A 12,740-nucleotide genomic window follows, 5' to 3' on the forward strand; every position below is an offset into this window, starting at 1 on the left:
ACAGATGATTAATTGTACCAATTGTTTGGTCCTAAATGATAAGCGATATCGATTGTATGAGGTTAGCAATGCCTTCAGGAAGTGAAGAACCGCAAAGGGATCCTGCGCTCAAGCGTAAAGCCTGGCTGGCGGTCTTTCTCGTCTCCGCCCTGTTTTGGGTAGTGGTTGCTCTCCTTGCCTGGAAATATTGGGGTTGAATATGGCAGTGACGGTACGTACAGAAACGGTAAAACAGATGTGTCAGCATCGTGACAGTGGTCACAAAGGACGCAAAGCACCTGCGACCGTTGTCCCCGCGTCCTGGAAACTGACGCCACAGCAGCAAGCCTTTATTGATGTGTTCGCAGAAGACGAACCCAAAAAACAATAATTTAGTTAATTGCGTAATGATGCAAATAGTCTGAATACAGACTCTGCACCTTTGTACTCTTTAATAAATACACATCAGCAATATAGAACTGAGGGCAAACCTCGGAGCCTTTTTAAAAATAATGCCTGGTGTACCCTATGATGAATAACATGATGTCTCATAAATACTGGTCATGGCTCGGCGTTTTTTCTGTGTCGATCCTGTTCTGGTCTCAGCTCATCTGGCTGGCCTTCCTGTAAATCCAAAACCTCGCTGCGGCGGGGTTTTTTGTTTTCGCACTTTACTGGACCATTCCTAAATTTATCAATTCGGGTTGTTATCAAAACGTTACGACATCTTTGTGTTATCTTTAATTACAGCCCTGATGATTGTCAGGACATCTCTGTAATTAAGGAGGAGCTTATGTCGTTAACCCTACGCGAAGCCAGTAAGGACACATTACAGGCAGAAAACAAAACCTGGCATTACTATAGCCTGCCACTGGCTGCCAGAACGCTTGGGGACATTTCGCGTTTACCCAAGTCCTTGAAAGTTTTGCTGGAAAACCTCTTACGCTGGCAGGATGGCGATTCCGTCACCCTCGAGGATATCCAGGCGCTGGCGGGGTGGCTGAAGAGTGCCCATGCCGACAGAGAAATAGCCTATCGCCCGGCGAGGGTCCTGATGCAGGACTTTACCGGTGTTCCCGCCGTGGTTGATTTAGCCGCCATGCGCGAAGCCGTTAAGCGCCTCGGGGGCGATACGGCAAAAGTGAATCCGCTTTCTCCCGTTGACCTCGTGATTGACCACTCCGTGACCGTTGACCACTTTGGTAATGATGACGCTTTTGGTGAAAACGTACGTCTGGAGATGGAACGTAACCACGAGCGCTATGTCTTCCTGAAATGGGGGCAACAGGCGTTCAGCCGCTTTAGCGTGGTTCCGCCTGGAACCGGTATTTGCCATCAGGTTAACCTCGAATATCTGGGCAAAGCCGTCTGGAGTGAATTGCAGGATAAAGAGTGGGTGGCTTATCCGGATACGCTGGTCGGGACGGATTCACATACCACCATGATTAACGGCCTCGGTGTGCTGGGGTGGGGCGTCGGGGGTATTGAAGCGGAAGCGGCTATGCTTGGTCAGCCGGTGTCGATGCTCATTCCTGATGTGGTGGGCTTCAAACTCACCGGTAAGCTGTCGGAAGGCATTACCGCCACCGACCTGGTGTTGACCGTCACCCAGATGCTGCGTAAGCATGGCGTGGTGGGTAAATTTGTTGAATTCTACGGTGACGGGCTGGATTCGCTGCCGCTGGCCGATCGCGCCACGATCGCCAATATGGCGCCGGAATATGGCGCGACCTGTGGCTTCTTCCCCATCGATGACGTCACGCTGGAATATATGCGCCTGAGTGGTCGCAGTGAAGAGCAGGTCGCGCTGGTCGAGGCCTACACTAAAGCGCAGGGGATGTGGCGAAACACGGGTGATGAGCCGGTATTTACCAGCACGCTTGAGCTGGATATGGGAAGCGTCGAGGCGAGCCTTGCCGGGCCAAAACGTCCGCAGGATCGGGTCGCGTTACCGGACGTGCCGAAAGCTTTTGCCGCCAGCAATGAACTGGAAGTCAATGTCGCGAAAAAAGATCACCGTCCAATAGACTATGTCCTGAACGGACATCAGTATCAACTTCCGGATGGCGCGGTGGTTATTGCCGCTATCACCTCCTGCACCAACACCTCGAACCCAAGCGTTTTGATGGCCGCGGGGCTGTTGGCCAAAAACGCCGTTGAGCTTGGCCTGAAACCGCAGCCGTGGGTTAAGGCTTCGCTGGCACCGGGCTCTAAAGTGGTTTCAGATTACCTGGCGCAGGCAAAACTCACCCCGTACCTTGACGAGCTGGGCTTTAACCTCGTGGGTTACGGATGTACTACCTGTATCGGTAACTCCGGTCCGCTGCCTGAGCCGATTGAAACGGCGATCAAGCAGGGCGATCTTACCGTGGGTGCGGTTCTTTCCGGTAACCGCAACTTTGAAGGGCGTATTCATCCGCTGGTGAAAACCAACTGGCTGGCCTCGCCGCCGCTGGTTGTGGCTTACGCGCTGGCGGGAAACATGAATATCAATCTCACGACAGACCCGATTGGTCACGATCGCAAGAACGAGCCTGTTTACCTGAAAGATATCTGGCCGTCTTCACGCGACATCGCGCGAGCCGTTGAAAAGGTCTCAACCGAAATGTTCCGCAAAGAGTATGCGGAAGTGTTTGAAGGCACACCGGAATGGAAAACAATTAACGTCGTGGGCTCGGATACCTATGACTGGCAGGATGATTCGACCTATATTCGTCTGTCACCGTTCTTCGATGACATGCTGGCTGAACCTGCTCCGCTTAAGGATATCCACGGGGCGCGTATTCTGGCGATGCTGGGCGATTCCGTTACCACGGACCACATCTCGCCGGCGGGCAGTATCAAAGCCGACAGTCCGGCAGGCCGCTATCTGCAAAGCCGTGGGGTGGAACGCCGGGACTTCAACTCCTACGGATCGCGTCGTGGTAACCACGAAGTGATGATGCGCGGGACGTTTGCCAACATCCGCATCCGCAACGAAATGGTTCCAGGCGTGGAAGGGGGCATGACGCGTCATTTACCTGGCACGGAAGTGGTTTCGATTTATGATGCCGCCGTCAAATACCAACAGGAAGGCACGCCGCTGGCGGTGATTGCCGGTAAAGAGTACGGTTCCGGCTCCAGTCGAGACTGGGCAGCGAAAGGTCCGCGCCTGCTTGGGGTACGCGTGGTCATTGCCGAATCTTTCGAGCGTATTCACCGTTCGAATCTTATCGGGATGGGGATCCTGCCGCTAGAGTTCCCGCAGGGCGTCACCCGTAAAACGCTGGGGCTGACCGGGGAAGAGCAGATTGATATTAGTGGTCTGCAAAACCTGCAGCCGGGTAAAACGGTTCCGGTGACGTTAACGCGAGCAGACGGTAAAACGGAAGTGCTTGAATGCCGGTGTCGCATTGATACGGCAACCGAGCTGACTTACTACCAGAACGACGGCATATTACATTACGTAATTCGTAAAATGCTGGATTGACGCACTCAGCCCGGCTCGCGATGGCGATGCCGGGCATCTCGCGATCACTCGCTCAGGAGGTGACCCATTTTGGCGGCTTTGGTATCAAGATAGTGGGCATTTTTCGGGTTACGGCCGACAATCAGCGGAACACGTTCGACGATATTGATCCCCGCTTCGGTCAGGATTTCCACCTTTTTCGGGTTATTGGTTAGCAGACGGACCTCATCAACCCCAAGAAGCTTGAACATATCGGCGCACAGGGTAAAGTCGCGCTCATCGGCGGCAAACCCGAGCTGGTGGTTCGCTTCAACCGTATCGTATCCCTGATCCTGCAGCGCGTAGGCGCGGATTTTATTCAGCAGGCCAATATTACGACCTTCCTGACGGTGATAAAGCAGCACCCCACGACCTTCTTCAGCGATGTGAGAAAGAGCTGCTTCAAGCTGGAAACCGCAATCACAGCGCAGGCTGAACAAGGCATCGCCAGTCAGACACTCCGAATGTACGCGAGAGAGTACCGGCGTCTGTCCTGAAATGTCACCGAACACCAGCGCGACATGATCCTGTCCGGTTGCCAGTTCTTCAAATCCCACCATCAGGAAATCGCCCCATGGGGTTGGCAGTTTGGCTTCTGCCACACGTTTAAGCTGCATGTGATTCTCCAGAGTAGGCTGACACGTTTCGTGCCTTTCGCCTGTTTGGCTTTCTGTATCTGTTCATTTTGCCACAAGCTCAGCACGTTCGCCTAATGGGCGCCATGCTATATGGACGTTAAACGCACGATCCGACATATCCACCCAACAGATGAATTTCAGTTATGATTGTGGTGCTTAGCGAAAAAGGAGAAGACATGCTTTCAATCGCCAGACGTACGGCAGCAGGTGCGGCCATTCTACTTATTATGCCGCTGGCCGTATGGGTCTCGGGCTGGATGTGGCAGCCGGGTCAGAACGCCACATGGCTGAAAACATTATACTGGATAACGGAGACGGTCACCCAGCCGTGGGGAATTATCACGCATGTGATCCTTTGCGCCTGGTTTCTGTGGTGTTTGCGCTTTCGTCTGCGTGCGGCGCTGATGCTCTTTGCGATACTCGGTGGGGCGATCCTCATCGGGCAGGGCGTGAAGTCCTGGGTTAAAGATCATGTCCAGGAGCCGCGTCCTTTTGTCGTCTGGCTGGAAAAAGCGCATCAAGTTCCGGTGGATGAGTTCTACAATTTAAAACGTAAAGATCGTGGTGCGCTGGTCAAAGAACAGCTTGCGGAACAGCAGGATATCCCGAAGTTCTTACGTAAACACTGGCAAAAAGAGACCGGGTTTGCTTTTCCTTCCGGCCATACCATGTTTGCCGCCAGTTGGGCGTTACTGGGAGTAGGGCTGCTTTGGCCACGGCGACGTACGGTCACGATCGCGTTTTTACTGGTCTGGGCCACAGGGGTGATGGGCAGTCGTTTGCTGCTGGGGATGCACTGGCCGCGGGATTTGGTGGTGGCTACGCTGATCTCATGGCTGCTTGTGACGCTGGCAACATGGCTTGCTGAACGCATCTGCGGTCCGTTAACGCCACCGCCTGTCGAGGAAGAAGAGATCGCCGAAAGGGACCAAAGCGACGCCTGACGGTTGATATTCCGCGTTTTGCCCATAAATCCATGACTGGCGCGTCACTTTTTCCGTTTCGCGCCCGCCACTAAAATGGTAGTTTATAAGGCTGATTGCGGTGAGTTGAACACACTTTATTCGCTTGAACCACATAACGGGAAGTAATGTGAAATATTTACTCATTTTCTTACTGGTATTGGCGATTTTTGTCATTTCAGTCACATTGGGTGCACAAAACGATCAACAGGTGACGTTTAACTATCTGCTGGCGCAGGGCGAGTATCGTGTATCGAGCCTTCTGGCGGTTTTATTCGCCGCGGGCTTTGCGATTGGCTGGCTGGTATGCGGTCTTTTCTGGTTGAAAGTTCGTGTTTCACTTGCGCGCGCTGAACGTAAAATTAAACGACTCGAACATCAAATTGCGCCTGCGTCCGACATTCCGGAAAGCTCTGGTGTGCCGGTCGTCAAGGAATAATCGACTATGCTGGAGTTGTTGTTTCTGCTTTTGCCTGTAGCCGCAGCCTATGGCTGGTATATGGGCCGCAGAAGTGCGCAACAAACAAAACAGGATGAGGCTAACCGACTCTCCCGCGACTACGTTGCTGGGGTGAACTTCCTCCTGAGCAATCAACAGGACAAAGCAGTAGACCTGTTCCTCGATATGCTCAAAGAGGATACGGGCACCGTTGAAGCGCATCTCACCCTGGGAAACCTGTTCCGCTCGCGCGGCGAGGTTGATCGCGCCATTCGTATTCACCAGACCCTTATGGAAAGCGCCTCGTTGACCTACGATCAACGCCTGCTGGCGGTACAACAGCTGGGCCGTGATTACATGGCGGCGGGGCTGTACGACCGTGCAGAAGACATGTTCTCGCAGCTGGTGGATGAAACGGATTTCCGCGTCAGCGCCTTGCAGCAGCTGCTGCAGATTTATCAGGCCACCAGTGACTGGCAGAAAGCCATTGATACGGCCGAGCGTCTGGTGAAGCTGGGCAAAGATAAGCAGCGAGTTGAGATAGCCCACTTCTACTGTGAACTGGCCCTTCAGCAAATGGGCAACGACGACATGGACAAAGCCATGGCGTTGCTTAAAAAGGGTGCCGCCGCTGACCGTAACAGTGCGCGTATCTCCATCATGATGGGGCGCGTCTTTATGGCGAACGGCGACTATGCCAAAGCTGTAGAGAGCCTGTTGCGGGTTATTGACCAGGATAAAGAGCTGGTCAGTGAAACCCTCGACATGCTGCAAACCTGCTATCAACAACTGGATAAGCAGGATGAATGGGTGGCGTTCCTGCGACGTTGCGTGGAAGAGAACACCGGCGCGACTGCCGAACTGATGCTCTCGGACGTGGTTGAGCAGTATGAGGGCAGTGATACCGCGCAGGTCTATATTACGCGTCAGCTGCAGCGTCATCCGACCATGCGGGTATTCCATAAGCTGATGGACTACCACCTCAACGATGCAGAGGAAGGGCGCGCCAAAGAGAGCCTGATGGTACTGCGCGACATGGTAGGCGAGCAGGTACGAAGCAAACCGCGCTATCGTTGCCAGAAGTGTGGGTTTACGGCGTATACGCTGTACTGGCACTGTCCTTCATGCCGGGCATGGTCGACCATCAAGCCAATCCGAGGCCTTGATGGGCAGTAATTTTTAAAAACGATCTATTTTAGTTACAACATACTGATGGGTTTTCAGAACCCATCGCGTCCGTGCGGTTTGCCGGCCAGGCAGGAGAGTAAATCGATCCTGTCAATTTGCAGCGCTGGCAGGTAGAATGCTCGCCGTTTATCTGTTCCGCGCCGCTGCGCGCCCATAGACGAAAAGGGCTGGTCATGACGTCTGTTACTTCCTCCGCTTCCCGCGTAATTACTGATTCTCCTGTTGTTGTTGCGCTTGATTACAATAAACGTGACGCGGCACTGGCCTTTGTCGACGGTATAGACCCTCGCGACTGCCGTCTGAAAGTTGGCAAAGAGATGTTCACGCTGTTTGGACCGCAAATCGTACGCGACCTGCAACAGCGCGGTTTTGACGTTTTCCTCGACCTTAAATTCCACGATATTCCGAATACCACCGCGCACGCCGTGGCTGCTGCTGCAGAACTGGGGGTGTGGATGGTCAATGTGCATGCATCGGGTGGGGCAAGAATGATGACCGCAGCCCGTGAAGCGCTCCTGCCGTTCGGCAGCGACGCACCGTTGCTGATTGCGGTTACCGTGCTGACCAGTATGGATGCGAGTGATTTACGTGATCTCGGCGTGACGTTGTCACCTGCCGAGCATGCAGAGCGTCTCGCGCGCCTGACGCAAAATTGCGGGCTTGATGGTGTCGTTTGTTCCGCGCAGGAAGCCGTGCGTTTCAAATCAGAACTCGGTCAGGCTTTCAAACTCGTTACCCCAGGTATCCGCCCGGTCGGCAGCGAGGCAGGCGATCAGCGTCGCATTATGACGCCTGAACAGGCGCTGGCGGCAGGGGTAGACTATATGGTCATTGGGCGTCCTGTGACGCAGTCTGCTAACCCGTCAGAGACGCTCAAAGCGATTAATGCATCACTGAAAAAGGGGGCATAATGACTGATTCAAACAGTCGTCTGGTCTATTCAACAGAAAGTGGGCGCATAGACGAACCAAAAGCGAAAGCCGAGCGCCCGAAGGGGGACGGTATTGTTCGTATCCAGCGTCAAACCAGTGGACGCAAAGGTAAGGGCGTATGCCTTATCTCCGGCATTGATCTTGACGACGCGGAACTGGTTAAGCTGGCCGCCGATCTGAAAAAGAAATGTGGTTGCGGTGGTGCCGTGAAAGACGGCATTATCGAAATCCAGGGCGATAAACGTGATTTAATTAAATCCCTGCTCGAAGCCAAAGGCATGAAAGTGAAACTGGCGGGCGGCTAAAATAGATGAGCCACGGCATTTGCCGTGGCTCTTTTTTTTACGTGCGTAAGTCAGACCTGAAATGCGTTCTAATATCGCAGTACCGGTGGAGGCTTATTTAATAATTATTTGCCGACCTGGTGACCGATAATACCACCGACAGCAGCGCCACCTAATGTACCCAGCGTACTACCATCTGTTAATACCGCACCGCCCAGAGCACCAGCACCGGCACCAATTGCGGTGTTGCGGTCACGTTTAGACCAGTTAGAGCAAGCGCTCAGGGACATTGCTACAGTGATTGCCAGAACAGCGGCGGCTAATTTTTTGCTGGTTAAGGTCATAATACTTTCTCCTGAATTATCGATTCACGGAAAGAGCTACGCTTTAAGTATAGACGAATTGAATACTTAAAAACTGTTTTCCGTGAAAGCTGGTCGCGCAGGCGTTACGTAATCACGCAGGTGATAGTCACTTCCTGTTATATCGCTAACATTAATTTTACGACTTTAAGGCGGGTTAAACAGGTAAAAACTCTTAAAGGAGGGTTAGGAATCATCTCAGACAGTAGGGACATAGGCGCCCGACATTCGGGCGCTTAAAGGACTCAGGGCGACTTTTTAATAATATTGACGATAAGACCGTCATCTTCCAGTTTAATACGATGCTCATCGCTCAAACGTTCGTCGGTAATTACGCGGCTAAAGCGAGAGACTGGCCCCATGGTATAAGGGTGAACGGCGCCAAATTTTGAGCTATCAGTCAGCACAATGGCCTCACACTCTTTTTCCAGCACCGCATTCACCACATCAGAACGCATCATATCGCGGCCGGTGAAGCCCGTTTCTGGCTGCCAGCCATCAATACCAATAAAGGCCTTACTGAAATGGACCTGCTGAACATACTGGCGGGTCAGGGGGCCAACCATGCTTTCGCTTTTTTTCTGGTAAATGCCGCCCAGCAGGATCACCTCGCAGCGGGTCTCTTTGAGCAGGTGCGCGATATAGCTACTGACCGTGATGATAGTAACGTCTTTCTGTTCGGCAAGCGTGCGCGCCAGTAAGGCATTGCTACTGCCGTTTTCGATAAACACCGTCTCACCATTGTTGACTAAAGACGCGGCAAACTCCGCCAGTTCACGCTTCAGGGCGTAGTTGTTCATCATGCGCGTCTCAACATCCTCGCTATCGAGCGGGACCGCATACCCATGCGCACGACGCAGGTAGCTCTGTTTCTCCAGGAGGTTAAGATCCTGGCGGATGGTGACTTCTGAAACGCCGGTGGTTTTAGCGAGATCGACTACGCTGACGCGTCCCTGGTCAATGACCATCTGCAAAATGATTTGTTGTCGGGAATTCATAGCATCCAATTAATAAAGCGAAACAGGTTCGAAAACAGCAGGATCAAACTTCCCACGGCGCTTTTGGCTGTCCGTTCTCAGGCGCGTTTTCAGCACCCTTCTGAGCAAGAAGTTCAGACTTCAGGATCTCCAGATTACGGATCGCCGAGTGATAATCGCCTGCCACCAGGATATCCAGCACGGTATCAATACGTTGTGCTACAGCTTGTGCATCAATAGTAGACATAATCTCACCCCAGGTGCGAAAAGGTAATATTTTCAATGATGCAGAAAATGGGATCAAAAGAGAAGGGAAAAAATGCAATAACTAAATTACATAAATGAAAGTGATAAATTTATTCCCCCACATGCTGCGGGCTTAATGAGTGGATTAGTCTAAAACTGCGCGCAAGGCGCTTTTTCTGTGAGGAATTAGACTATGACAGTTATCAACCAGCCTACCTGCACCCTGTTTACCGATACTGAACGTTTCACACAGTTGTCAGCCTACTACGAGGAAGAGCGGCACACCATCTGGATGATGCTGCGGGCGCAACCTCGTCCTTGTTTTAATCATGCGTTAATTGAGGAGATCATGAACCTCTCCTGGCTGGTTCGCCAGTCCGGGTATCTTGTCGATTTTTGGGTAACCGGGTCACTGGTTCCTGAAATGTATAATGCGGGAGGCGATTTACAGTTCTTCGTAGAGTGCATTCAAAATGGACGGCGTGAAGCGTTACGCGCGTATGCACGTGCCTGCGTCGACTGTGTCCACGCAGCGTCGCGGGGGTTTGATACGGGCGCGGTCTCTCTGGCAATGGTTGAAGGCAGCGCGCTAGGCGGTGGGTTTGAGGCTGCGCTGGCACACCATTTTGTTCTCTCTCAGCGCGATGCCCGTCTGGGCTTCCCGGAAATTGCCTTCAACCTGTTCCCGGGCATGGGGGCATATTCGCTGGTCGCACGTCGGGCAGGGATGAAACTGGCGGAAGAACTCATCTACAAGGGGGAGTCGCATACGGCAGAATGGTACGAACAGCATGGATTGGTCGATGTGCTGTTTGAGCCCGGGCAGAGCTACGTCTCCGTCAGAACCTTCATCGACACGCTGCGGCCGAAGCTGAACGGGGTAAGGGCGATGTTGCGCGCCCGAACCCGGGTACTGCAACTGCCGCGCAGTGAACTGATGGATATCACGGAAGACTGGGTTGATGCGGCGTTTTGCCTCGAGCCAAAAGATATCGCCTATATGGAGCGTCTGGTGATGCTGCAAAACCGCCATCATGGGGCATTACGCAAAGCCAGTTAACGCTGTTTTCGCGACTGATATCGCTTTAGCCATCGCTCGAATGCGGCAGCGGGCATTGGCTTAGCGAAGAGAAAGCCCTGCCGTTCGTTGACGCCGTTCTTGGTCAGAAAGGCGTCTTCTTTCGCGCTCTCGACCCCTTCAGCAATGACCTGCAGGTTTAATGCCTGTGCCACCGCGACGATGGCCCGCACCAGAGACTGGGAGATCGATTGTTTATGTATATCCCTGACGAAGGATTGATCAAGTTTAATGGCGTCGATAGGGAACCGCGCCAGCTGCGACAGAGACGAGTAGCCGGTGCCGAAATCATCAAGATGAATTTGCGCGCCAAGTTTGCTGAACTGCTGGATCACAGAGAGCGCCAGCTCTTCGTTTTCGATAAGGCAGCTTTCCGTGAGTTCAACGTCGATAGGGCAGTATTCAAAATCCAGATCCTTCAGCGCCTGCTTTAAATCGCTGAAAATGGTCTGGTCGGCCAGCTGACGTGCGGAGACGTTGACCGCCACGCGCAGGTTAATCCCCTTATCGCGCCATTTAGCCACCTGGCGCACCACATCAAGCATCACCCAGCGGCCCAGCGGGACAATCAATCCCGACTCCTCGGCATAAGAAATAAACTCCAGCGGAGGGATTAAACCGCGTTCCGGCGACTGCCAGCGCACCAGCGCTTCAAGACTTCGGATTTCACCCCGCCAGGTAATTTTAGGCTGGTAGTGAATCAGAAGTTGATCGTTATCCAGCGCTTTACGCAGGTTGGTATCCAGCCAGAGATATTCAAATACGCGCTGGTTCATCTCGGGTGAGAAGACGCAGAACTTGCCCCGGCCATTCTCTTTCGCCGTGTACATGGCGGTATCGGCATTACGGATGACGCTTTCCCTGTCGTTACCGTGCTGCGGGGCGAGGGCGATACCGAGCGAGCAACCGGTGTAAATTTCTATCAGGCCGATTCTGAACGGCTGGCGCAGACGGGTTAAGATCCGCGACGCCATGGCTTCCAGAGCGCCCTGAGAGGTATCTGTGGCCATGACAATAAACTCATCGCCGCCAAGTCGCGCCAGCACCTGACCGTCATCCAGACAGCTCAGAATGGCCAGAGCGACAGCCTGCAACAGCTGGTCGCCAAACATATGCCCGTAGGCATCGTTGACCTTTTTAAAGTTATCCAGGTCGAGATACACCACGCCGACCTGCGTTTCACCGCGGCTGGCGATGGCATCAGAAATCAGTTCGTGGATCGCGTTACGGTTTGGCAAACCGGTGATGGTGTCGGTATTGGCCAGCACGCGCAGACGCTCCTGGGCGCGGCGCTCCTCGGTAATGTCGGTGCCGGAACAGATAAGGAAAATTTCATTTTTGCCGCTGCCGCTATGAACAAACTTGTTTCTGAACAAAAACAAGCGTTGCCCTTTACGCGTTTTGATCCAGCGTTCGACCTCGTAGGAGCTGCCGTTGCGAAAAAAACCGGTGATATTGCGCTTCGAAGCTGCCGCTTCGCTGCGGCTCATAAACAGCTTGAACACGTTCTGGCCAATAACTTCTTGTTCTTTCAGGCCGGTATATTCTTCACTCAGCCGGTTAAAACGCTGAATATTGCCGTTATGATCGAGAATAACGATGACGGAGTTGGCTTCAGAGACAACCTGTTCAGCAAAAGAGAGGCCCTGAGCCAGGTCACGAGCCACGGAGGGCGTATCGTTCCACGCTGACGCGGTGCCGGCCCATTCATTTCGGGTTATTTTGCGCCCCACAAGATGAACCGGGACATCTTCCCCGTACAACGAGAGCGTCATGGAGATGCTGGAGGTAATGACGGTTAACTGGCGGATGAGTTCGGCTTGTTCATCATCCAGCGCCACCACCTCAGTCACATCGGCATTTTCGCTGGCGGCAAGGTGCAGAGCGTTGCTGTCAGCTGTCATTCGCCACCAGGGGCTATGCGTACCCATGTAACGAAACAGCAAATTCTGCTCCAGATCGTCCATCATGTTTTCTCCCGCAGCTGCTCATTAGCGCACAAATTATTCATTTGCCGTCGACTTTTCCGTTGTGAAACAGCGGCAACCCCAAAATGAACGTCGTGTTTTTTCCCGGTTTTCTTATAAAAAACGCGTCTGGCGAAAAAGGCTATTTATTGTATAAAAATTCACGTAACCGAATATAACGGCACTCTTTTACTGTAGATA

At 52.9% G+C, this 12,740-nt stretch carries 15 protein-coding genes; 10 read left to right on the forward strand and 5 right to left on the reverse strand.

All coding sequences use genetic code 11. The features are described 5' to 3' along the window. Positions 1 to 56: 56 nt before the first annotated feature. From BJP35_RS22980 to acnA, 4 genes are all read left to right on the forward strand, one after another. On the forward strand, positions 57 to 197 hold the full coding sequence (locus BJP35_RS22980) for a YmiA family putative membrane protein (RefSeq protein ID WP_214579162.1): 141 nt from the start codon (positions 57 to 59) through the stop codon (positions 195 to 197). Positions 198 to 199: 2 nt separating this feature from the next. Further along, positions 200 to 370: a hypothetical protein gene (locus BJP35_RS24495; protein WP_032669764.1), complete on the forward strand. Its 171-nt coding sequence runs from the start codon at positions 200 to 202 to the stop codon at positions 368 to 370. 140 nt (positions 371 to 510) lie between these two features. Next, positions 511 to 609 (forward strand): small membrane protein YmiC, encoded by a 99-nt coding sequence (ymiC, locus tag BJP35_RS24735; RefSeq protein WP_032669830.1) that lies wholly within the window; start codon positions 511 to 513, stop codon positions 607 to 609. Between the two features lie 163 nt (positions 610 to 772). After that, the gene (gene acnA / locus BJP35_RS22990) at positions 773 to 3,448 is read left to right on the forward strand and encodes an aconitate hydratase AcnA (RefSeq protein WP_025203996.1); all 2,676 of its coding nucleotides are present in this window, start codon (positions 773 to 775) and stop codon (positions 3,446 to 3,448) included. Positions 3,449 to 3,492: 44 nt separating this feature from the next. Here acnA and ribA read toward each other — a convergent pair whose 3' ends face one another. After that, on the reverse strand, positions 3,493 to 4,083 hold the full coding sequence (ribA, locus tag BJP35_RS22995) for a GTP cyclohydrolase II (protein WP_003856813.1): 591 nt from the start codon (positions 4,081 to 4,083) through the stop codon (positions 3,493 to 3,495). A 197-nt stretch (positions 4,084 to 4,280) separates the two neighbouring features. Between ribA and pgpB the strand changes: the two genes are divergently transcribed. From pgpB to yciH, 5 genes are all read left to right on the forward strand, one after another. Continuing rightward, positions 4,281 to 5,048, forward strand: coding sequence for a phosphatidylglycerophosphatase B (gene pgpB, locus BJP35_RS23000; RefSeq protein WP_047744897.1), 768 nt, complete (start codon positions 4,281 to 4,283; stop codon positions 5,046 to 5,048). A gap of 148 nt (positions 5,049 to 5,196) precedes the next feature. Beyond that, positions 5,197 to 5,505, forward strand: a complete 309-nt coding sequence (locus tag BJP35_RS23010) for a LapA family protein (RefSeq protein WP_013096374.1) — start codon at positions 5,197 to 5,199, stop codon at positions 5,503 to 5,505. Positions 5,506 to 5,511: 6 nt separating this feature from the next. Beyond that, positions 5,512 to 6,681 (forward strand): lipopolysaccharide assembly protein LapB, encoded by a 1,170-nt coding sequence (gene lapB / locus BJP35_RS23015; protein ID WP_014170367.1) that lies wholly within the window; start codon positions 5,512 to 5,514, stop codon positions 6,679 to 6,681. Positions 6,682 to 6,866: 185 nt separating this feature from the next. Continuing rightward, a complete protein-coding gene (gene pyrF / locus BJP35_RS23020) occupies positions 6,867 to 7,604 on the forward strand; it encodes an orotidine-5'-phosphate decarboxylase (protein ID WP_047744896.1) in 738 nt (245 codons plus the stop codon). After that, a complete protein-coding gene (yciH, locus tag BJP35_RS23025) occupies positions 7,604 to 7,930 on the forward strand; it encodes a stress response translation initiation inhibitor YciH (RefSeq protein WP_014170365.1) in 327 nt (108 codons plus the stop codon). Before pyrF ends, yciH begins: the two co-directional genes overlap by 1 nt. Before the next feature lie 104 nt (positions 7,931 to 8,034). Here the strand turns inward: yciH and osmB are convergent, their stop codons facing one another. The 3 genes from osmB to BJP35_RS23040 all read right to left on the reverse strand — a co-directional run bounded on the left by osmB (position 8,035) and on the right by BJP35_RS23040 (position 9,495). Next, positions 8,035 to 8,253: an osmotically-inducible lipoprotein OsmB gene (gene osmB / locus BJP35_RS23030; protein ID WP_008501216.1), complete on the reverse strand. Its 219-nt coding sequence runs from the start codon at positions 8,251 to 8,253 to the stop codon at positions 8,035 to 8,037. 263 nt (positions 8,254 to 8,516) lie between these two features. Continuing rightward, positions 8,517 to 9,269 carry a DNA-binding transcriptional regulator YciT gene (locus BJP35_RS23035; RefSeq protein WP_032680886.1) on the reverse strand — a complete coding sequence of 251 codons (753 nt, stop codon included), beginning with the start codon at positions 9,267 to 9,269 and terminating at the stop codon, positions 8,517 to 8,519. A 43-nt stretch (positions 9,270 to 9,312) separates the two neighbouring features. Then, on the reverse strand, positions 9,313 to 9,495 hold the full coding sequence (locus tag BJP35_RS23040; protein ID WP_025204000.1) for a hypothetical protein: 183 nt from the start codon (positions 9,493 to 9,495) through the stop codon (positions 9,313 to 9,315). A 192-nt stretch (positions 9,496 to 9,687) separates the two neighbouring features. Here BJP35_RS23040 and BJP35_RS23045 point away from each other — a divergent pair, with 192 nt between their 5' ends. Continuing rightward, positions 9,688 to 10,554 carry a crotonase/enoyl-CoA hydratase family protein gene (locus BJP35_RS23045; RefSeq protein ID WP_014170362.1) on the forward strand — a complete coding sequence of 289 codons (867 nt, stop codon included), beginning with the start codon at positions 9,688 to 9,690 and terminating at the stop codon, positions 10,552 to 10,554. Here BJP35_RS23045 and pdeR read toward each other — a convergent pair. Next, positions 10,551 to 12,542, reverse strand: a complete 1,992-nt coding sequence (gene pdeR, locus BJP35_RS23050) for a cyclic di-GMP phosphodiesterase (protein ID WP_014170361.1) — start codon at positions 12,540 to 12,542, stop codon at positions 10,551 to 10,553. The genes BJP35_RS23045 and pdeR overlap by 4 nt on opposite strands. Between the last annotated feature and the right edge of the window lie 198 nt (positions 12,543 to 12,740).

Source organism: Enterobacter sp. J49, assembly GCF_002148625.1.
Lineage (GTDB): Bacteria > Pseudomonadota > Gammaproteobacteria > Enterobacterales > Enterobacteriaceae > Enterobacter > Enterobacter ludwigii.

Excerpts from the sequence above, each read along its gene's own strand:
- BJP35_RS22980 (WP_214579162.1), top strand. The coding sequence starts at position 57 with ATGAGGTTAGCAATGCCTTCAGGAAGTGAAGAACCGCAAAGGGATCCT.
- BJP35_RS24495 (WP_032669764.1), top strand. The coding sequence starts at position 200 with ATGGCAGTGACGGTACGTACAGAAACGGTAAAACAGATGTGTCAGCAT.
- ymiC (WP_032669830.1), top strand. The coding sequence starts at position 511 with ATGAATAACATGATGTCTCATAAATACTGGTCATGGCTCGGCGTTTTT.
- acnA (WP_025203996.1), top strand. The coding sequence starts at position 773 with ATGTCGTTAACCCTACGCGAAGCCAGTAAGGACACATTACAGGCAGAA.
- ribA (WP_003856813.1), bottom strand. The coding sequence starts at position 4,083 with ATGCAGCTTAAACGTGTGGCAGAAGCCAAACTGCCAACCCCATGGGGC.
- pgpB (WP_047744897.1), top strand. The coding sequence starts at position 4,281 with ATGCTTTCAATCGCCAGACGTACGGCAGCAGGTGCGGCCATTCTACTT.
- lapB (WP_014170367.1), top strand. The coding sequence starts at position 5,512 with ATGCTGGAGTTGTTGTTTCTGCTTTTGCCTGTAGCCGCAGCCTATGGC.
- pyrF (WP_047744896.1), top strand. The coding sequence starts at position 6,867 with ATGACGTCTGTTACTTCCTCCGCTTCCCGCGTAATTACTGATTCTCCT.
- yciH (WP_014170365.1), top strand. The coding sequence starts at position 7,604 with ATGACTGATTCAAACAGTCGTCTGGTCTATTCAACAGAAAGTGGGCGC.
- osmB (WP_008501216.1), bottom strand. The coding sequence starts at position 8,253 with ATGACCTTAACCAGCAAAAAATTAGCCGCCGCTGTTCTGGCAATCACT.
- BJP35_RS23035 (WP_032680886.1), bottom strand. The coding sequence starts at position 9,269 with ATGAATTCCCGACAACAAATCATTTTGCAGATGGTCATTGACCAGGGA.
- BJP35_RS23040 (WP_025204000.1), bottom strand. The coding sequence starts at position 9,495 with ATGTCTACTATTGATGCACAAGCTGTAGCACAACGTATTGATACCGTG.
- BJP35_RS23045 (WP_014170362.1), top strand. The coding sequence starts at position 9,688 with ATGACAGTTATCAACCAGCCTACCTGCACCCTGTTTACCGATACTGAA.
- pdeR (WP_014170361.1), bottom strand. The coding sequence starts at position 12,542 with ATGATGGACGATCTGGAGCAGAATTTGCTGTTTCGTTACATGGGTACG.